We start from the raw sequence: 17,913 nt of genomic DNA, 5'->3' as shown, positions 1-17,913 counted from the left end.
GGAATACGCTTCTGAATGTAGAAATGTATGAAGAGGGGAATCATGAAATGTCAAGGGAGTGGCAAAATGGATTATAAAAATCTTTATTTTTCAGACGGTTTTTTTTCATCAGGCCAAAAAAATATTTATACAGAAGATGAGCATATTGTGGGTAAATTAGATTTGAAAAGTGCTTTCACTTCGACTATTGACGTATTAGACTTGAAAGGTAATATACTGATAAGTGGCAAATTTCCGCTTTTTAGCAATAGGTGGATTATTACGAACCAAGAAGGAGATGAACTTGGTTTTCTACGTGCCAGATTTAGTTTTTTTGCTAAAAAGTATGAATATACAGCTCATAATAGAGGAATTTTCCGCATAGATTCAGAAACCTTCTCCGAAAGATATGAAATTCTCCATGAAAACGGAAAACGAGTAGGCCAATTTAAAAAAGAAAGTCTCATCCTATCCAATCCGGCTTATGAATTATCCCAAGAATCCGAAGATATTGAAATAGGTGAAATGATTGCTGTTGTGATGGGCGTTAATGCGATCAAAAAAAGAAGTCATTCAGCAGCTAATAGTACGGTTTAAAATTCAAAGTATATATATAATGAATTTACTAGGTAACTGACATAAAAAAGAGTACTTACCCAAACTGATTAAATGAAACAATAAGCGAAATAACTCCAATAAGCAGTTGAATCATAAAGTTAACCAACCCATGATAGGTTTTTAATAAATCTAATTGAATGATCTTTATAAGAATCAACACCGTTATAATAGGGCAGAGGATACATGCGAGTTTGGAAAATGAAAAGGACCAATCCTGAAGCAGGTTTTCTGTTAATAATGGCAAAAGGATAAATAAATTAAGGGCAGTAACCCCGTATAAGGACTTCAAACTTAACATTGTGGACCTCCGTAATTTGTTTATTCCTTATAAGTATATGAAATTATTTTTAAAAAAGTAGTTGATTTTTAGTTACAGTCCGTTTTAAAAATATTCTCAGACTAGAATGAATCTATAGGGATTATTCTAGACCTTTTTATATTAAAATAGGTATTATGTATGGGTTTATTGATCTCCTGTTTGATCAGAATATCCTAATCTCATGACATTCGGTAAGCTTAAACCAGTATATTTAACATATCAATGATATAAATATTAATCTAAAACGAGGGTTTAAAATTTTACGGTTGTAGATGCGTTTGTTAAAATCTATGTAGCGGGATTACGATATATAGGAGGAAATAGAATGGATAACACCTTGGATAAAGCGGCCTTAATTAAGACTTATATTGAGCAGAATCGTCAATCTTTCAGCGAAATGCTATTATCTGAAGCGGTCAATGTCAGGAGTAAAATTGAGGAAATTTTATTAATTGGCAATATTGATTTGTTGAACAATGCCCAGAAACTAGTTATATATTTCATTGATAATCAAAAGAAGGAAGTCATTGATTTTGCAAAACAAGAGGGTATAGCCTGGGCTACTCATTCTATTTCTTTGAATTTCAAATTAGAATGGATACAGGCAATAAGAAGGACCTTGTGGAAGTTTATTTATCAATTTATTCAAGAAACTAACGAATCTTTTGATCTTGAAGATTTCTTTAATTTTGAAAAACAAATTAACGATCAAGTTGATAGCTTTCTGAATACCTTTTTTATTAGTTATTCTAATTATAAAGATTTATTGATCGAGAGACAGTCTAAAATCGTTGAAAATTTATCTGTTCCGATTATACCAATCACATCAACTATTTGTATCTTGCCGCTGATTGGTTTATGGGATGATAGTCGATCTCATATTATTGAAAAGAAGGTTTTACAGAAAGTTGGAGATCATCATATCCAAACATTAATTATTGATTTGTCGGGTATAGCTGAAATGGACCCACATGTTATCGAGCAATTAATGAAATTAATCGAAGGAACATCCATGATGGGGTGTGAATCTGTCATTACTGGACTTCGACCGGAAATTGTACAGCAAATTATTCATATGGGCATTAATTTTGAGAATAAAGCTACTACAATGGGCAGTCTCCAACAGGCGATCAAAAATTATCTTTAATATATAAATAAAAAGCAGGCTCTTCACTATAGAGAGCCTGCTTTTATTTAGTTAAATAAATAATAATAAGCTGATTGCCATTAAGGCCATTCCGGCTATCAAGCCATATATAGCATGATGTCCTTCATCGTATTTTTTAGCAGCAGGCAATAATTCATCCAACGATATGAACACCATAATTCCTGCCACTGCTGCAAAGATAATCCCGAACATCAGGTCATTTAAAAATGGCATTAACAATAAGTAGGCTACCAAAGCACCAACTGGTTCTGCCAATCCGGATAAAAAGGATAGTTTAAAGGCTTTTCGTTTATCTCCTGTCGCAAAATAAATCGGTACAGCCACAGCAATGCCTTCTGGAATATTGTGAATGGCAATAGCTACTGCAATGGCAATGCCCAAGCCGGGATCCTGTATCGCTGATGTAAACGTGGCAATACCCTCGGGGAAATTGTGAATTCCAATCGCCAAAGCGGTAAAGACACCCATCTTCATAAGCTGATCACTCTGTATTTCATTAAGGGGCTTATTCATGTCCTCCACTTTTTTGGGCTCGTGGGGATTTCCTTGTTTCGGGATAAAACGGTCAATTAATGCGATAAGTAAGATACCGCCAAAAAATCCAACCACAGTCATTGTATAACCCTTTTCATAGCCAATAGCACTTACAAGAGAATCTTTTGCTTTTACAAAGATTTCAACCATTGAAACATAAATCATGACTCCAGCAGAAAATCCCAGTGAGACGGATAAAAACATCTTATTGGTACGGGAAGTTAATAAAGCAATTAAACTTCCAATTCCTGTTGCTAATCCAGCCAAGAGCGTTAATGAAAAGGCGAATAAAACAGTTTGATCCATACGTGAATACCTCTCTATTTCGTAATTACTTAACCATAGTGTACCTTTATATATAGAAAACTCAAAATTATAACTACCTATTTCATAATCATATACTTAAATAAATATGTTCGTCAAAAGAATATTATGCTATTAAAAAATTGTGTTTTTTTTAATAATATGGTTAGTATTAAATAATGTTCCAATTATATTCCAATTATTTGTAATGAATTTAAATGTGGGGGATGAGGAATGAGCCATTCTGAAATTGAACTGTCAATGTATTCTGATAAATATTTGGATAGCTTGAAAGACTATAAGCTTCCACCTGAACAATATCAATTTACATCTTATCCGGTTGAAGTATTAAATCAAAATTCTTCTGACCACGGTCCGTTTCCAGTTTTAATTCTATATGATGGACAGGCAGTCGGATTCTTCTGTTTACATAGGGGTAAAAGAGTAGCTGAACTAACAGCTAATGATAAGGCACTGCTATTAACCAGTTTCTCAATCAATTACAAGTTTCAAAAAAAGGGATATGCTAAACAAGCACTATCCCTTTTATCTAATTTTATAAAGAATCATTTTAGTACAATGGACGAAGTAATTCTAGTTGTGAATATGAAGAATATTCCCGCTCAAACTTTATATAAAGTCAGTGGTTTTCAAGATCAGGGTGGCAGAAGAATGGGGATAAAGGGAGAACAAATGGTCCTGCACTTAGAGATTTGAAGAGATTAGGAACAGGGGGGAGTAAAGTGGATTTTGTAGAATTAGAGACTAATCGGTTGAAATTGGTGAAATTAAATAAATCTCATTTAAATTCCTATTATTCCATTATGTCTAAACATGAAGTAATGGAGTATTATGGCATGGATCCTCTAACCAAAATGGAAGAAGCTATCCTGATAATGAAGTCGATGGAAAAAGGGCTAAAGCTAAATCAATCAATAAGGTGGGGCATTACATTAAAAGAGTCCGGTGAATTCATCGGGACGGTTGGCTTAAATAATCTAAGTTTAAAAAACAAGCGTGCTGAGGTCGGATATGAAATTCACCCTGATTATTGGAGGGTAGGTTATGCTACAGAAGCTGTTTCAGCAGTCATGGAGTTTTCCTTTCGTTCACTTGATTTATATCGTATAGGAGCAATTACGTATCCTGCAAATACATCATCCAATCAGTTGTTGTTGAAAATCGGTTTTACGTTAGAAGGAACGCTGCGAGGATATTTATATCAAAGAAATCAGTCTCATGATGCCAATGTTTTTTCCATTACTCGTCCAGAATGGAATAGTTAAAATCTTTTATGTATCCTTCAAACAATTACGTCATACATATAGAAGAATAAATAAAAATAACGGAACTTACTGGACCTAGTTCCGTTATTTTCAAACGATAGAATCGCTTTAAAACCCAAACATCATCTTCGTTATTTTTCGCTTTCTTTTACGCGTTGTTTGAAGGTTGTCTAATGCCAGTGGTCTGGTTACTGCAGGCGGTTTTTTTGTTTTACTCAATTGTGTTTCAAGATGGTCGATACGTGATGTTAGTTCATTCACTATCGTCAGCAACTCCTCCAGTTCATTTCGATGTTGAAGCAATTGGATTGACGCCACACCATCAGCCTTTTTATACAGTTTTAGTTCTAGCTCATTCACTTGTAATTTCAGTTTTTCGAATTCTTCATTATTAGGGACAGGCATTGTTTGAATGGAATGGAATTGGTCTTGCGTATGATATTGTTCCAATTGGCTGAATTCCTCTTTCGTAAATATAAAATGTCCCTTCGAATTTCTGGCTGGATCAATAGACAGCTGTTTAACCCATCGTTTTACAGTACTGGATGATACGCCTAAGGTTTTAGCTACTTCATTTGTGTTCATTTTGTCACCCCATCATGTTTTTATTTCTTGCGTCGGAAACTCCACCATTTTTTTTCTGCCTGATTCACTTCATTTTCCTTCAATGCCAGTTTTTCTGTTTTATTTTTTGTTGCTTTTCCTTTTGCTTTTTCCTTTTCCTTATCCTTTGTTTTGTTCTTTTTAGGATCCTTGAACTTTACTGTTTTAGGTTTTTCTAATTCTTTTGTTGGAGCAGCATCACGGAAGCTCGTAACCAATTGCTGAAAAGCTTCTTCCCTTTGGCGGATGTCATTTCGATATTGATCCAATTCATGATTCATTGTTTCGAAGTATTGCTCGCGATCCTGATAGATGGCCTCAGATACGCTCTTGATTTCTTGCTGCGCTTCGGTTACGGACGCAGAAAGATCTGCGAGCAATTCACGATACCCATCTGCAGCGGCTTCGGAAATCCTTTTGGAGAATGAATCGAAAGCTCCTTCCGAAGATCTCGCAATACTGGTAGTTAGTGCTCCGAAGGTTTCAGAAGTTCGTTCCGATGCTTTTGAAACATTAAGAGATAGCTTTCGTAACTCCCCATCTGTTTTCAAATTGGACCTTTGAATCGTTTTTGAAAGGCCTTTAATCGTATCAATGGATCCTTGTGAGATTTCCTTTTTTACTTCTTCAATCATGATGTGACGATTATTACGCAATTCGGAGGACATTTCTTTCATTAAGCGATCCTTATAATCATCCATGGCAACAAGAAAGTCTTCCATTTTCGGTTCAGCAGGTTTTTCAACAACTGCCAAGGAAGTTTCGAGAGTTTCAGAAGGGGGTTCCGAAACTGGTTGTTTTTCCTGATTTATGTGCTTTTGAAGCATATCTTTAATAATTTCTTTACTGAGATTCTTATCTCGCATTTCTTTAATTCTTTTTAAAATGGCAATTTCAACTTCAGTATAAAAACGGGCACCCTGTTTAGAACGCGGAATGATTAATACACCGTTTAAATCCTTTTCCCATTGACGGATCGTTCCGGCTGGTACATTAATTCTCCGTGAAACTTCTTTAATAGAATATGCTCGTAAAATTTGATTTTCTTTCATTATTAACAATCCCTTCCCTTTGTCATTTGGGTATATTTGTATCTCTGTTATACATGTATTCTTCACTGACAATACACTTTTCCTGCAGGATGACAAAAGCTATCAAAACAAGTTGAATTTCTTCAGAGTCCCTGTTTTTCTGTTCATTTCGAGAGTTTTTCCTATCTAAAAACAGAGAATGCTGGGAAGGGATAAAGATAGGGACGAGTCATGCCAATTAAATGCACGATATAAGGGTGAACTGTAAAGGACCGAGGTTATTAGATGCGAGAAAAAGGCGAAGTCTGTAATCAAATAAATAAAAGAAGGAGGATTTTAAAATTGAACATAAAAAAAGCTCTCAGGTTATCATGAGAGCCATACATTTAAGATTGTTCTTTTACAAAGTTATAGACAGAATAGCCTAATAAACCAATACCAATAAAGAAAACAAAGCCACCTAATAAAACACCATTCGAAATACTCTCCAGAACGGAAGTGTTGTAGTATACTTCAACTCCATTAGGCTGTACACTGCTAGATACTTTAAAATGTCCTATAGCTGCAAAAATTATAGAAAGAATAAATAAACCATACGTTTTAAATTTCAAAATAACCCCATCCTCTGTAGGAATTGTAAATGTTTTAATTTGTTACAATTATCGTAACAGATTGTGTACATTTTGTGAACAAAAAATACTTAAATTATGAAATACTTCGAGTTTAATTAATTTGCGATTGATCCTATATGATAAAGGTAGAGTTCTAAGTGTTCTAATGGTCTAAATATTTCTGGCAAGGAGGGGGGAGTGGAACCTATGGTAGTGGAAAAGGAAACTGGAACTTCAGGAAAGATAATGTAAACCCGTATACAAACAACAGTATTGCCATAAAGATCTTTAATATAAGAGGAAAATTACATAAGAGAGTTAGCGGGAAGGAATTTAAGAAGCGTCCAAAATTAATATTTGCAGAGAACTTATAAAGGGTTTTGCTTATTGCCAGGAAATGTAATTTTGATTGGCAATCTTTCAGAAGTGGTAACATCAGGTATAGTCAATAAATCCAATGATTGCTTTGGAGAGTGATCATCATTTCAATATTTATCGGATACATAAATTTTAGAAACATCCATCTTTCTTTATAATGACCATTAAATGTATAATATAGAGGTATAGTAGTAAAGTTGCTTCTTTTATATATAGATTTTTTGGTATAACCATGAAATGTTTCGAAAGGTATTGAAGTAACGGCTTATTCATATTACTATTTTTAAGTAGATATAGTGGAAAGAGAGTGTTCATAATGGGACGTAAATGGAATAATATTAAAGAAAAAAAGGCTTCTAGAGATGCCAATACTAGTCGTATTTATGCCAAATTTGGACGTGAAATATACGTAGCTGCAAAACAGGGTGAGCCTAATCCTGAATCCAACCAAGCATTAAAAATGGTACTTGAACGTGCAAAAACATACAGCGTACCAAAAGCAATCATTGATCGTGCAATTGAGAAAGCTAAGGGTGGATCTGAGGAAAACTACGATGAACTTCGTTATGAAGGATTTGGACCAAACGGATCTATGGTGATTGTTGATGCGTTAACAAATAATGTAAACCGTACAGCATCAGAAGTCCGTGCAGCGTTTGGTAAGAATGGCGGAAATATGGGTGTCAGCGGATCTGTTGCTTATATGTTTGATGCTACAGCTGTTTTTGGTATTGAAGGAAAGACATCTGATGAAGTGCTTGAATTGCTAATGGAAGCAGACATTGATGTTCGTGATATTCTGGAAGAAGATGAGGCAGTTATCATCTATGCAGAACCACATCAATTCCATGCTGTTCAGGAAGCCTTAAAAAATGTAGGTATTACAGAATTCACAGTTGCTGAACTTACAATGCTTGCTCAAAATGATGTCACCTTGGATGCAGAAGCTCAAGCACAATTTGAAAAAATGATTGATGCAATTGAAGATTTGGAAGATGTTCAGCAGGTTTATCATAACGTAGACCTTGGTGAATAAGTTTACTTATATTAACGTCTCATTTGGAGGGAGATTCCCTTCGGATGAGACGTTTTTTGTTTAAAGACAAGGAAATGAAGGGAATAGAAAAGGATCAACTTTACTAGTGGAGGTTATCTTATGCCCTATAAATCTGTAAGTGAACTGCCTGACTCTGTAAAAGATTCTTTACCGCATCATGCTCAGGAAATATTTAAGGAAGCTTTTAATTCAGCAAGAGACGAATATAATGAAGAAGAAACAGCTTTTAAAGTAGCTTGGAGTGCAGTGAAAAATAAATATGAAAAAAATGACGATGGTAACTGGGTGGAAAAATAACACCTGTAAAGGAATACTCCGTAGCTTATGGAGTATTCCGCCTGTTTTCATAAAGTAGTTTTAAGTCAAAAAATTTCGGGTGGTCTAACAAATCAAGGTTGTCTGACAAGAGAATTTCCTTTAAAGCTTCTTCTTTAGAGACGGTATAGCCAAAGGTTTCTTGTTCAATCCACTGTCTTTGTTCAATAATCAGAAAGCTGCCATCCTCTTGGCATGATATTCCTTTATGACAGGATAAGCCGTTATTTTGCTGTTCCCAGTATTCTTGCTCAGTTTGGCCGGGGATTGAAGAAAAAAGTATATGTAATGGTTTATTTGGAAATACATTAGCCACACGACAATCTCCTTACATAACAGATTTAAGAATATGATGTCCGAATGAAAGTTCACTATACGATAGAACCTCAAATTGCATAAATTTAGCTAAAGGTAGGTATGATTAAAATAAAGACATAAAACAAAAAAACGGTAAGCGAAACTTTCGCTTACCGTTTTTATAATATGAACTTAGAGGCTTCTTGCACCTAAGTATTTTGGTTTCCAATAAGATGATGTCATATCAGCTTGTACAACACCGCTTGAGCCTGCATGAATAAATTTATTGTTTCCAATATAGATACCCATATGAGATGCTCCTGAAGTATATGTTTCAAAGAAGACGAAGTCGCCTACAGAAGGTGTGCTGACTTTCTTCATAGTAGAATAGTAGGTAGCTGTGTTTGTACGTGTAAAGCTTGGACGTTCTTGTTTTACAATATAGTAGACGAAGCCGCTGCAATCAAAACCTGCAGGTGTCGTACCACCCCATAAATAAGGAGTTCCGATTAGGCTCTTTGCAGTAGCAACCATACGTTCAGCTTCGGATTTGGTAATTGTAGAACCTGAAGTAGTACCAGTTGAAGTTGAAGTAGATGATTTGCTAACAATTAATACTTGCCCAACATAGATTGTATCGCTTTTTAAACTATTCCAAGATTTTAAATTTGCAATAGTTGTATTATAGGTGTTGGCAATTTTCCACAAAGAATCTCCAGATTTAACGGTATGTTTCTTTGTGCTAGTAGTAGAGCTTGTTGTATTTTCACCTATATTAAGTTTTTGGCCTATGTAGATAGTATCAGACGTTAGGTTATTTTCTTTTTTTATCGCAGACACAGTAGTATTATATTTAGTTGCTAATTTCCATAAAGAATCCCCTTTGGAAACTGTAACGGTAGCAGCAGAAGCAGCACCAGCAAATATAGAAGACGCCAAGACAGCGGTAGCAGTAATAGATAAAACTTTGTTCTTCATGTTGACCCCCACTAAAATTAGTAAATTTGTAAAGTACTAACTTAGTGTAGTAGATTCGACAAAAAATTACTAGATATGTTTCCTAATTGTAACAAAACAGAAAGTTTAATGTAATAAAAGTAAGTTTTCTGTTTATTGGAAAAGGTTTATTTAATAGTAAATGTTTTAAAATCTTGAACTAATTGTGTACTGATTTCTAGATGATTTACTTTACTGAATTTCGGACCTATCCTGATTTTACCTAGGAAATGACCTAATGCTTCTTCACTACCCTGCGCAACGATCTCTACATCACCATTTGATACATTACGCACCCAGCCTTTTATATCATAGTTATTTGCTGTATATAAAGTAAAATAGCGAAAACCAACACCCTGAACTAGTCCCGAGACCAATATATGATATTGTTTCATCATCTATCCTCCTAAGCTAATATATTTCAGTAAAAATACGATTTAAATGATTGTAAAATGACAGGATACTTTTTCTGATTGAACTGTCTTTGTTGTTTAAGACAATTGCTTAAACATATCAGTGGAGTTCCGTTTAAACGATTTACATCCTCAGATTAAATGGTACGTATTTTTTTAGTGACATTCAACAAAAAAAGGTTGGAATAAATCATGGAAGTAAACGCTTGAATATCTAATATGATAAAATAAACCAAATTATGGATATTAGTGTATAGGGGGGGATAATATGAAGAGTATTTATCTAGTCCGGCATTGCGAGGCTTCTGGTCAGGCATCAGACTGTTTATTAACGGATAAAGGAATACGGCAGGCAATAGAGCTGGCCGATTTTTTTAACACCATTTCCTTAGATCGGATTTTGTGCAGTCCATACAAAAGAACAGTCGAATCATGTAAAGCAATTGCTGAAGCAAAGAATCTATATATGGAATATGATGATCGATTAATAGAACGAGTGTTATGTGAACATGATTTGCCTGATTGGAGAGAAAGATTGTACCAATCATTTTTGGAAAGAGATATGAAATTAGCTGGTGGAGAATCAAGTAATGAGGCTGGAAAAAGAGGATTTGCCGTGATAGAAGAGATAGTAGCCAGCCAATACACCAATACATTGATCGTTACACACGGGAATTTATTAACGTTAATTTTAAATAAATTTGATGAATCCTTTGATTATCATGCTTGGATGAAACTTACAACACCTGATGTTTATCGTTTGACTATAGATGAAGGGCGTGTGGATTTACAGAGAGTATGGAATGTAACCCATTCCTGATTAAATCTTATAGGCATAGGTTTAGGACCTATCATATGGACTATCGGAAAATCTCACGGTTGGTCGGAGGTTAAAATATGAAAAATAAAATTGTATTAACGGGTGGGGGATCAACGGGGCATGTTGCTGTCAATTTGGCCTTAATCCCTTATTTGTTGGAACGAGGTTGGGAGATTTATTACATAGGATCTAAGAATGGAATTGAAGTTTCCTTAATTAAAGAATTTAAGGATGTAACCTATTTGTCTATTTCAACGGGTAAACTTCGCAGATATATAGATGTAAAGAATGTCAAAGATCCATTTAATATCGTGAAAGGTATCATGCAGTCAAGAAGAATAATCAAGCAAATACAGCCATCGATTATCTTTTCAAAAGGTGGATTTGTTTCTGTTCCGGTTATACTTGCTGGTGCAAGTCGCAAAATACCGATTATTTCGCATGAATCAGATATTACACCAGGGTTGGCAAATAAACTATCCTTGCCATTTGTTCAAAAGATTTGTTATACCTTTCCGGAGGCTAAAAATCATATTCCCGCAGAAAAAGCTTTTTTCTTAGGACCTATCGTAAGAGGGGAATTACGTAGGGGCAACGCAAATACTGGAATGAAACTGTGCCAGTTTAAAGTGAGGAAGCCAGGTTTGTTGATTATGGGAGGCAGTCAGGGTTCTGAAATAATCAATCAGGCTGTTCGTTCAAATTTAAATACATTACTTAAAACCTTTAATATCATTCATTTATGCGGACAAGGGAAAGTTGATCCTACGATTCAGTTAAATGGATATGCGCAATTTGAATATATAAATCAAGGATTAGCTGATCTATTAGCTATGACCAATATAGTGATCTCAAGAGCTGGGTCAAATTCTATATTTGAATTTTTAAGTTTAAAAATACCGATGATTCTAATCCCATTATCAAAACAAGCCAGCAGGGGAGATCAGATTATGAATGCTGAATCATTTAAGAAACAGGGAATTGCTCATGTCATTGAAGAGGATGAGCTAACGGAAAGTATTTTATCAAAAACAGTCGAAACTGTATTCAAGAACAGACAGATGATAATGGATAAAATGAACCGTTTTGAGGGGGAAGATGGACTGCAGCGTCTGTACGAATTAATTGTTACTTATAAGCTCTGAAAGTAATGAGTGTGAATTCTTGGGGTAGATAAATGACTAATTCATTCAATTCAGATGCAGTGAATCACGAACTGACAATGATGTTTCTGGTACATAGACTAAATAATTGGATAATAATCAAATAAAAATACGAAGTCAGCTATTGGTCTAAGTGAAAAAGAATAGTAAATTAAATAATAGTTCAGAAATTAGGAGTGTCACATTACATGAATTTAAGAAATTATGCCAACTATGATGGTCTTGGGTTGGCTAAGCTTATAAAAGAAAAACATCTATCCTCTAAAGAAATAATAGAGGATGCATTCGAGCAAATTAATGCACTTAACCCTAATTTAAATGCCGTTGTTAGAACAAGAATGGAAAAGGCATTAATAGAGGCAGAAAAGTCAGAATCCATTCAGGGCCCTTTTGCAGGGGTCCCTATTTTATTAAAGGATTTGTCTCAAGCCATTAAAGATGAACCGATTACCGCTGGTTCAAAACTGCTTTTAAATCGGATCGCAAAACGTGACTCTAATTATGTGAGGAAAATTCGTGAGGCAGGGTTTGTGATTATTGGACAAACGAGTACACCGGAATTTGGCGTAAAGAATATTACAGAGCCTGTTGTTTATGGACCTACACGTAATCCATGGAATTTAGATTATTCACCTGGCGGGTCAAGCGGTGGGGCTTCTGCCAGCACAGCCTCAGGCATGGTACCGATCAGCGGAGCCAGTGATGGAGGGGGCTCCATTCGTATTCCGGCATCCTTTACTGGTTTAGTTGGATTAAAAACAACAAGGGGCAGGACTCCGGTTGGTCCGGGGGTAGGGCGTCAATGGCATGGAGCGGCAGGTGATTTTGCCTTAACAAAAACCATCCGTGATAGCGCAGCAATGCTGGATGCATTGCAAATCATTCAGCCGGATACGGCCTTTCAGGTACCATTATTTAATGGAAGTTATTTAGAAGAACTTTCGAAACCGCTGAAAAAATCGTTTAAAATAGCTTTCTCTACTAAATCTCCGGTAGGTACACAAGTCAGTGAAGAGGCAGTAAAAGCGGTACATAAGACAGTGAAATGGCTCGAGCAGGCAGGGTTTAGCGTTGAAGAACGTGAGAACGGCGTAGATGGAATCCGTCTAATGGAAAATTACTATATTATGAATAGCGGGGAGATGGCAGCTGATATTCTTTCAATTGAAGAAGCTATTGGTCGTCCTATTACGGTAAATGATATAGAAATCGTCACTTGGGTTCTCAAAACGGCTGGACAAAATGTATCAGCCGTTCAATTTACACGCAGTATAGCTGAATGGGATACAGCCGCTGCGAAAATGGCAAAGTTCAATGAGGAATTTGATTTATATCTCACACCGGCAACAGCTCACCCAGCACCAAGGGTTGGAGAATTGACCCATACACCTGAACAGAGCTCACAATTATTAAAAGTAGATGAATTACATTCATCTGAACAATTAGCATTGGTCTATGAGATGTTTAAACCGAGTTTAACCTATACTCCATTCACGCAGCTTGCGAACATTATTGGCCAGCCGGCTATCAGTTTACCTATACATTTAACTGCTAAAGGACTGCCGCTAGGGGTACAACTAATGGCACCTAAGGGGAAAGAGGATTGGTTACTTCGAATCGGTGCATTACTAGAGCAGTCTGACATTTGGGTTGGTCAAAAGGGAAATCCTTATTTAGGATAACTTTATACTTGTTTGAGTAAAATCATGGAATCCGGGTAGGCTCATTGATTGAATTGAGAACAGTGAAAGTTTCTTTTTGGTAGAATCTGTCATTTGATCATTTCTGCAAAATGAAATTTTACTGCACTGGCTATTAAATTTTATTTTTTAATTTGAATTAGCATCCTTTTCATTCGATAATATCTTCCGTTTTGATCTTTACCATGATACTATTTAGTTATATGAAATTTCAGAACAAACATAAGTGCTCACTTTGGTGAGGTAAAAGGGAATCCAGTGTGAATCTGGAGCAGCCCCCGCTACTGTAAGAGCTGATGAAATCACGTGACCACCTCTAACGAGGGAAGGTGTGAGAGTAAGAGGAAGCTCAGAGTCAGGAAACCTGCTTATGATTGTGTATGCTTACTTTTCGGAGGGAAAAGGATTGGCGAACGCAGAGATACTGTATCTTTGCGTGATTTTTGACAGGGTTTTTTTAGTCTGTACATCAATCAAGCCTGTTTTCCTTATTTAGGAAAACAGGCTTTTTTTGTTTCAATATTTCAGCGTAAACACGCTAAATATAAATAATTTTTTATAAAGGGAGATAGTGAGATGAAAAAGATGGCAAGCTTTATGCTTCTCTTGTTCTTATCCGTTCCTGCACTAGTTGCTTGCGGTAATGAGACAGTAGACAATCAGAAGCAAGAGACAAAACTAAAAGAAAACCAAGAAACAGGGGTTTATCCCAAAACGTTTACAGACGGCCGCGGGGAAGAGGTTACGATAAAAGAAAAGCCAACAAATATTGTTTCAACAACATTGGCGATTGATGAATACTTGCTTCCTTTAGTTGGACAGGATCAGGTTGCAGCCGTTACTAAATTATCAACAGACCCTGGTATTTCAAATGTTGCTGATTTAACAAAAGGAATTGATACGAAAATTGAAACGGTCACTTCCGAATTGGTCCTATCGTTAGAACCTGATTTAGTGTTGATCCCATCCTATGTTGACCCGGAGGTACTCAATCAATTGGAGTCTGCGGATATAACAACCTATCAAATAAAAGATGATTCATCCTTTTCAGGCGTTTTAGCAGGTCTTAAGGAAGTAGGGGCGATTGTAGGAGAAGAGAAAAAGGCCGCTGACATCATAGCTGATGTAGAGGAGCGGATGGCTGCTCTGAAAAAGAAAGGAGAGGCCGAGGCGGAGAAAAAACGCGTGGTTTACTGGACACAACAAAATTCATCTGTTACAGAAAATACCACTATTGGAGAAATGATTACCTTAGCTGGTGGAATTAATGCCATCACAGAAGCAGGTATAACGGGTGAAGAGTATCCCGATTATCCTAATCTATCAAAAGAAAAGTTAGTGGAGCTAAACCCGGACATCATCATTACGAGTGATTGGCAGTATGACGGTTCAAAAGCAACCTTTGTTGAGGAATGGAAAAAGGATCCGGCCCTAAAAAAAATTAAGGCATTTAAGAATGATGAGGTGTATGTAATTGATAGCGCCAATTTATCAACAGCATCTCACTTTATCATAGAAGGTGCAGAAGATATTTACCAAGTTTTATATGGTAAAAAATGATGGTCAGTAAGCAATCTAAGCAGGCACTTGTTTTTTGCTGCCTGGTTTGTACGTTGATTGTGTCATTACTTCTAGCGACGATGTATGGTGGTGTGATTGTTCCATTTTCAGAAACAATGAAAGTGCTGTTCTCACTGCTCCCATTCGTTCAATTTGAGTATAATCCGATGTATGAGACGATTCTTGTACAGATTCGCTTAGCGCGTGTCGTCGTGGCTGGATTAGTTGGAGCAGGCTTGGCGATCTCGGGTGTTGTCATGCAAAGTGTGTTTCGCAACCCAATGGCTGACCCGGGCATCATTGGTGTTTCCTCAGGCGGAGTCTTCGGCGGCGTAGTGGCTATCTATTTTGGTTTAGCGGCTATTCATTCTCTATTTGTACCGTTAATGGGTTTTATTTTATCCGCCGTAACGCTTTTTGCGGTCTACAGGATTGCGACCAATCATGGTAAAACTTCGATGCTGACATTGCTGTTAACGGGCATTGCCATTAGTTCATTCTTGTCAGCTTGTACCTCCCTGCTCCTCTCTTTTTCTAATGCGGGAGTGATGCAGCAAATTGTCCAGTGGATGATGGGAAACCTGAACGGTCGTGATTGGAGCCATGTACAACTATTGATTGGTCCTGTTTTAGTAGCTCTTTGCGTCTTTTTATATTATGCCAATCACTTGGATATTTTTCTCCTCGGAGAAGATCAAGCGCAAAATATGGGGATATCCGTACAGCGTACCCGTAATTTGCTTTTGATTACCGCTTCATTAGTGACTGGTATGAGTGTCTCATTAACAGGAGCGATTGGCTTTGTCGGTCTGATTGTTCCTCATATGACCCGGATGATCATTGGGCCTTCGCACAGAAATTTGATTTTGGCAAGCGCCTTGGGAGGATCCAGCTTTTTGATACTCGCTGATTTAGTCTCTCGTTTGGCCATTCGGCCTGCTGAGATTCAAATCGGTATTATTACCGCTTTTGTAGGTGCGCCTTTTTTCCTTTATTTAATACTTAAGAATAAAAAGAAAGGAGAATCTTGAGATGGCAGCAAATTTGAAGGCGGAGAATCTCAGCTTTAGCCGGGGAAAAAGGATGATTTTGAAATCAATGAATATCTCATTGGAAAAAAGCCAGTTTATTGGCTTAATTGGTCCGAATGGTACCGGGAAATCTACATTGCTGCGCTTAATGGCAGGTTTATTAAAGCCAAATGCAGGAACCATATTTTATAAGAATCAATCTATCTCAGAAATGACTGCCCTGGATGTAGCCAAAGCTATTACCTATATGCCACAAAGTACGGTTCTCGATTATGAATTCACTGTCAGTCAGGTTGTGCTGATGGGCAGACATCCGCATCGGAAGAAATGGCAATTCTCACAAAAAGATGATGAGCAACAGGTAGAGAAAGCGATGAAACAAACAGGCATATACCATCTGAGAGACCGTTATATCACATCCTTGTCAGGAGGGGAACGACAGCTTGTTTTTTTGGCCAAAGCGATTGCCCAGCAATCAGAAGTCATCTTATTGGATGAACCGACTTCAGATTTGGATATTTATCATCAAGTACAGATTGCCGAAGTCATCAGAGAACTTGTCAAGGAAGGAAAAACTGTTCTCGCAGCCATCCATGATATTAATTTAGCCACTCGATACTGCGACCACCTTGTGCTGATGGGAAATGGGGAACTTGTTGCGAGAGGTAAACCGGAAGAAGTCATTACGGTACAAAATTTAATGCGTGTTTTTCAAACGCATACCTATACCTACAATGATGATCAGTTCGGAAAAAGACAGATTATCCCTTATGCGATTGATATAAATGGTTGATTGGGAGTGACGGAGAAGGATGACGACAAAGGATTTACGTTATATTTGCTATACATATATGCATGAGAAGAGTTATAAGGATAGATTATTATCTAATCTGGCCAGCGCAATGGCTTTCTATGTAAACAAGGGGAATGGTGTTGAGGAAATACCATTTCATACGAAGTCCTATACGTTGAAATAAGGGGGAAGTAAGCGTGAAAAAAGATTGGCGCTATTCCAGCTATCCATTCATGAGAGAAAAAAGTTGTTTAGTTGACTATGAGATTCGCACTGATAGTTTAACAACTAGCATTGGGGCAGTTTTCCCATTATTGACTGATAAAGAGCAAGTAGCTCTAGAAGATTTACGAATCATTCAACCATTATGCTATCATGTGAATGGCTCTGTCCGTGGAAAATTGGCAATAGAAGAAGCTGACTTACAATGGCTAAGTGGAAGATATGATTTTTATGTCGATCAAACAGGGGAAAAGGTCAAGAAATTTGTATTACCACAAGGAAACAGCGCTGCCTGTGCACTTCATATGGCGAGAAGTGAGGCGAAAAAATCATACCGGGCCCTGCATAAAGTCAGTGAAGAACGTGAAGTACCGGATATCTTGTTTCAATTCTTAGGTTTGCTCGCTAATATTTGCTTTGTGATGGCTGTTTATGTCAATCAGGTGAATGGCATACAGGAAATCCCATTTGTCAGTAAATCATACGCTGTAAAAAAGAATTAAAATTACGGATAAAACGAAGCAGGAGATTTCATGAGCGACGTATGGGAAATAGGTATATCCTAAAAAATAAAACGGAGTGCAAAAATGCATTCCGTTTTTGTACAGTAGATTATGAGGTTTTTGTGTTGGTTGCTAACAACTAAATTATTTACTATGAATCAACCTTGAAATTAAAACATTTCAGGGCTTTTTATGTTCTAAAGATTCGCCTCG

At 36.7% G+C, this 17,913-nt stretch carries 22 protein-coding genes and 1 riboswitch; of the genes, 14 read left to right on the top strand and 8 right to left on the bottom strand.

The genetic code is table 11. The features are described from left to right. The first annotated feature begins 66 nt into the window (after positions 1–66). Positions 67–576, top strand: a complete 510-nt coding sequence (locus AC58NB_RS02470; RefSeq protein WP_497425233.1) for an LURP-one-related/scramblase family protein — start codon at positions 67–69, stop codon at positions 574–576. 55 nt (positions 577–631) lie between these two features. Here the strand turns inward: AC58NB_RS02470 and AC58NB_RS02465 are convergent, their stop codons facing one another. Beyond that, positions 632–895 carry a hypothetical protein gene (locus tag AC58NB_RS02465; protein WP_497425232.1) on the bottom strand — a complete coding sequence of 88 codons (264 nt, stop codon included), beginning with the start codon at positions 893–895 and terminating at the stop codon, positions 632–634. Between the two features lie 346 nt (positions 896–1,241). On the opposite strand from AC58NB_RS02465, the gene AC58NB_RS02460 reads away from it, so the two are divergent. Beyond that, positions 1,242–2,063 carry an STAS domain-containing protein gene (locus AC58NB_RS02460; protein ID WP_497425231.1) on the top strand — a complete coding sequence of 274 codons (822 nt, stop codon included), beginning with the start codon at positions 1,242–1,244 and terminating at the stop codon, positions 2,061–2,063. Between the two features lie 51 nt (positions 2,064–2,114). Here the strand turns inward: AC58NB_RS02460 and zupT are convergent, their stop codons facing one another. Beyond that, positions 2,115–2,924: a zinc transporter ZupT gene (gene zupT / locus AC58NB_RS02455; protein WP_497425230.1), complete on the bottom strand. Its 810-nt coding sequence runs from the start codon at positions 2,922–2,924 to the stop codon at positions 2,115–2,117. A gap of 231 nt (positions 2,925–3,155) precedes the next feature. Here zupT and AC58NB_RS02450 point away from each other — a divergent pair, with 231 nt between their 5' ends. Together AC58NB_RS02450 and AC58NB_RS02445 are read left to right on the top strand one after the other, a co-directional pair. Beyond that, complete coding sequence (locus AC58NB_RS02450; RefSeq protein WP_497425229.1) at positions 3,156–3,638, top strand: GNAT family N-acetyltransferase; 483 nt, start codon at positions 3,156–3,158, stop codon at positions 3,636–3,638. Positions 3,639–3,664: 26 nt separating this feature from the next. Beyond that, on the top strand, positions 3,665–4,207 hold the full coding sequence (locus AC58NB_RS02445; protein WP_497425228.1) for a GNAT family N-acetyltransferase: 543 nt from the start codon (positions 3,665–3,667) through the stop codon (positions 4,205–4,207). 108 nt (positions 4,208–4,315) lie between these two features. Here AC58NB_RS02445 and AC58NB_RS02440 read toward each other — a convergent pair whose 3' ends face one another. The 3 genes from AC58NB_RS02440 to AC58NB_RS02430 form a co-directional block, all read right to left on the bottom strand. Continuing rightward, a complete protein-coding gene (locus AC58NB_RS02440) occupies positions 4,316–4,792 on the bottom strand; it encodes a MerR family transcriptional regulator (protein ID WP_497425227.1) in 477 nt (158 codons plus the stop codon). Positions 4,793–4,812: 20 nt separating this feature from the next. Further along, positions 4,813–5,862, bottom strand: coding sequence for a MerR family transcriptional regulator (locus tag AC58NB_RS02435; RefSeq protein ID WP_497425226.1), 1,050 nt, complete (start codon positions 5,860–5,862; stop codon positions 4,813–4,815). Between the two features lie 365 nt (positions 5,863–6,227). Further along, positions 6,228–6,452 carry a hypothetical protein gene (locus AC58NB_RS02430; RefSeq protein WP_497425225.1) on the bottom strand — a complete coding sequence of 75 codons (225 nt, stop codon included), beginning with the start codon at positions 6,450–6,452 and terminating at the stop codon, positions 6,228–6,230. A gap of 694 nt (positions 6,453–7,146) precedes the next feature. Here AC58NB_RS02430 and AC58NB_RS02425 point away from each other — a divergent pair. Both AC58NB_RS02425 and AC58NB_RS02420 read left to right on the top strand, forming a co-directional pair. After that, on the top strand, positions 7,147–7,866 hold the full coding sequence (locus tag AC58NB_RS02425) for a YebC/PmpR family DNA-binding transcriptional regulator (protein WP_497425224.1): 720 nt from the start codon (positions 7,147–7,149) through the stop codon (positions 7,864–7,866). 120 nt (positions 7,867–7,986) lie between these two features. Beyond that, positions 7,987–8,184, top strand: a complete 198-nt coding sequence (locus tag AC58NB_RS02420; protein WP_497425223.1) for a ChaB family protein — start codon at positions 7,987–7,989, stop codon at positions 8,182–8,184. Positions 8,185–8,209: 25 nt separating this feature from the next. Here the strand turns inward: AC58NB_RS02420 and AC58NB_RS02415 are convergent, their stop codons facing one another. The 3 genes from AC58NB_RS02415 to AC58NB_RS02405 form a co-directional block, all read right to left on the bottom strand. Further along, positions 8,210–8,518, bottom strand: a complete 309-nt coding sequence (locus AC58NB_RS02415) for a hypothetical protein (RefSeq protein ID WP_497425222.1) — start codon at positions 8,516–8,518, stop codon at positions 8,210–8,212. 173 nt (positions 8,519–8,691) lie between these two features. Continuing rightward, the gene (locus tag AC58NB_RS02410; protein ID WP_497425221.1) at positions 8,692–9,477 is read right to left on the bottom strand and encodes a C40 family peptidase; all 786 of its coding nucleotides are present in this window, start codon (positions 9,475–9,477) and stop codon (positions 8,692–8,694) included. A 146-nt stretch (positions 9,478–9,623) separates the two neighbouring features. Beyond that, the gene (locus AC58NB_RS02405) at positions 9,624–9,890 is read right to left on the bottom strand and encodes an acylphosphatase (protein ID WP_497425220.1); all 267 of its coding nucleotides are present in this window, start codon (positions 9,888–9,890) and stop codon (positions 9,624–9,626) included. Positions 9,891–10,176: 286 nt separating this feature from the next. Between AC58NB_RS02405 and AC58NB_RS02400 the strand changes: the two genes are divergently transcribed. From AC58NB_RS02400 to AC58NB_RS02365, 8 genes are all read left to right on the top strand, one after another. Further along, complete coding sequence (locus AC58NB_RS02400; protein ID WP_497425219.1) at positions 10,177–10,728, top strand: histidine phosphatase family protein; 552 nt, start codon at positions 10,177–10,179, stop codon at positions 10,726–10,728. 77 nt (positions 10,729–10,805) lie between these two features. Next, on the top strand, positions 10,806–11,873 hold the full coding sequence (murG, locus tag AC58NB_RS02395) for an undecaprenyldiphospho-muramoylpentapeptide beta-N-acetylglucosaminyltransferase (RefSeq protein ID WP_497425218.1): 1,068 nt from the start codon (positions 10,806–10,808) through the stop codon (positions 11,871–11,873). A 206-nt stretch (positions 11,874–12,079) separates the two neighbouring features. Beyond that, a complete protein-coding gene (locus AC58NB_RS02390; protein WP_497425217.1) occupies positions 12,080–13,573 on the top strand; it encodes an amidase in 1,494 nt (497 codons plus the stop codon). 225 nt (positions 13,574–13,798) lie between these two features. Beyond that, a riboswitch (cobalamin riboswitch) is annotated at positions 13,799–13,977 on the top strand. Between the two features lie 190 nt (positions 13,978–14,167). Beyond that, the gene (locus AC58NB_RS02385; protein ID WP_497425216.1) at positions 14,168–15,151 is read left to right on the top strand and encodes an ABC transporter substrate-binding protein; all 984 of its coding nucleotides are present in this window, start codon (positions 14,168–14,170) and stop codon (positions 15,149–15,151) included. Further along, on the top strand, positions 15,151–16,182 hold the full coding sequence (locus AC58NB_RS02380) for a FecCD family ABC transporter permease (RefSeq protein WP_497425215.1): 1,032 nt from the start codon (positions 15,151–15,153) through the stop codon (positions 16,180–16,182). Before AC58NB_RS02385 ends, AC58NB_RS02380 begins: the two co-directional genes overlap by 1 nt. A 1-nt stretch (position 16,183) precedes the next feature. Next, positions 16,184–16,975 carry an ABC transporter ATP-binding protein gene (locus AC58NB_RS02375; RefSeq protein ID WP_497425214.1) on the top strand — a complete coding sequence of 264 codons (792 nt, stop codon included), beginning with the start codon at positions 16,184–16,186 and terminating at the stop codon, positions 16,973–16,975. A 19-nt stretch (positions 16,976–16,994) separates the two neighbouring features. Further along, positions 16,995–17,159, top strand: coding sequence for a hypothetical protein (locus AC58NB_RS02370; RefSeq protein ID WP_497425213.1), 165 nt, complete (start codon positions 16,995–16,997; stop codon positions 17,157–17,159). 13 nt (positions 17,160–17,172) lie between these two features. Then, positions 17,173–17,700, top strand: coding sequence for a cobalamin adenosyltransferase family protein (locus AC58NB_RS02365; protein ID WP_497425212.1), 528 nt, complete (start codon positions 17,173–17,175; stop codon positions 17,698–17,700). Positions 17,701–17,913: the final 213 nt, after the last annotated feature.

The sequence above is a fragment of the Pradoshia sp. TA40_28 genome (genome assembly GCF_059694525.1).
Note: the sequence above shows the minus strand (reverse complement) of the source record. Positions and strands in the feature narration are given on the sequence as shown.

Excerpts from the sequence above, each read along its gene's own strand:
- AC58NB_RS02470 (WP_497425233.1), top strand. The coding sequence starts at position 67 with ATGGATTATAAAAATCTTTATTTTTCAGACGGTTTTTTTTCATCAGGC.
- AC58NB_RS02465 (WP_497425232.1), bottom strand. The coding sequence starts at position 895 with ATGTTAAGTTTGAAGTCCTTATACGGGGTTACTGCCCTTAATTTATTT.
- AC58NB_RS02460 (WP_497425231.1), top strand. The coding sequence starts at position 1,242 with ATGGATAACACCTTGGATAAAGCGGCCTTAATTAAGACTTATATTGAG.
- zupT (WP_497425230.1), bottom strand. The coding sequence starts at position 2,924 with ATGGATCAAACTGTTTTATTCGCCTTTTCATTAACGCTCTTGGCTGGA.
- AC58NB_RS02450 (WP_497425229.1), top strand. The coding sequence starts at position 3,156 with ATGAGCCATTCTGAAATTGAACTGTCAATGTATTCTGATAAATATTTG.
- AC58NB_RS02440 (WP_497425227.1), bottom strand. The coding sequence starts at position 4,792 with ATGAACACAAATGAAGTAGCTAAAACCTTAGGCGTATCATCCAGTACT.
- AC58NB_RS02435 (WP_497425226.1), bottom strand. The coding sequence starts at position 5,862 with ATGAAAGAAAATCAAATTTTACGAGCATATTCTATTAAAGAAGTTTCA.
- AC58NB_RS02425 (WP_497425224.1), top strand. The coding sequence starts at position 7,147 with ATGGGACGTAAATGGAATAATATTAAAGAAAAAAAGGCTTCTAGAGAT.
- AC58NB_RS02420 (WP_497425223.1), top strand. The coding sequence starts at position 7,987 with ATGCCCTATAAATCTGTAAGTGAACTGCCTGACTCTGTAAAAGATTCT.
- AC58NB_RS02410 (WP_497425221.1), bottom strand. The coding sequence starts at position 9,477 with ATGAAGAACAAAGTTTTATCTATTACTGCTACCGCTGTCTTGGCGTCT.
- AC58NB_RS02405 (WP_497425220.1), bottom strand. The coding sequence starts at position 9,890 with ATGAAACAATATCATATATTGGTCTCGGGACTAGTTCAGGGTGTTGGT.
- AC58NB_RS02400 (WP_497425219.1), top strand. The coding sequence starts at position 10,177 with ATGAAGAGTATTTATCTAGTCCGGCATTGCGAGGCTTCTGGTCAGGCA.
- murG (WP_497425218.1), top strand. The coding sequence starts at position 10,806 with ATGAAAAATAAAATTGTATTAACGGGTGGGGGATCAACGGGGCATGTT.
- AC58NB_RS02390 (WP_497425217.1), top strand. The coding sequence starts at position 12,080 with ATGAATTTAAGAAATTATGCCAACTATGATGGTCTTGGGTTGGCTAAG.
- AC58NB_RS02385 (WP_497425216.1), top strand. The coding sequence starts at position 14,168 with ATGAAAAAGATGGCAAGCTTTATGCTTCTCTTGTTCTTATCCGTTCCT.
- AC58NB_RS02380 (WP_497425215.1), top strand. The coding sequence starts at position 15,151 with ATGGTCAGTAAGCAATCTAAGCAGGCACTTGTTTTTTGCTGCCTGGTT.
- AC58NB_RS02375 (WP_497425214.1), top strand. The coding sequence starts at position 16,184 with ATGGCAGCAAATTTGAAGGCGGAGAATCTCAGCTTTAGCCGGGGAAAA.
- AC58NB_RS02370 (WP_497425213.1), top strand. The coding sequence starts at position 16,995 with ATGACGACAAAGGATTTACGTTATATTTGCTATACATATATGCATGAG.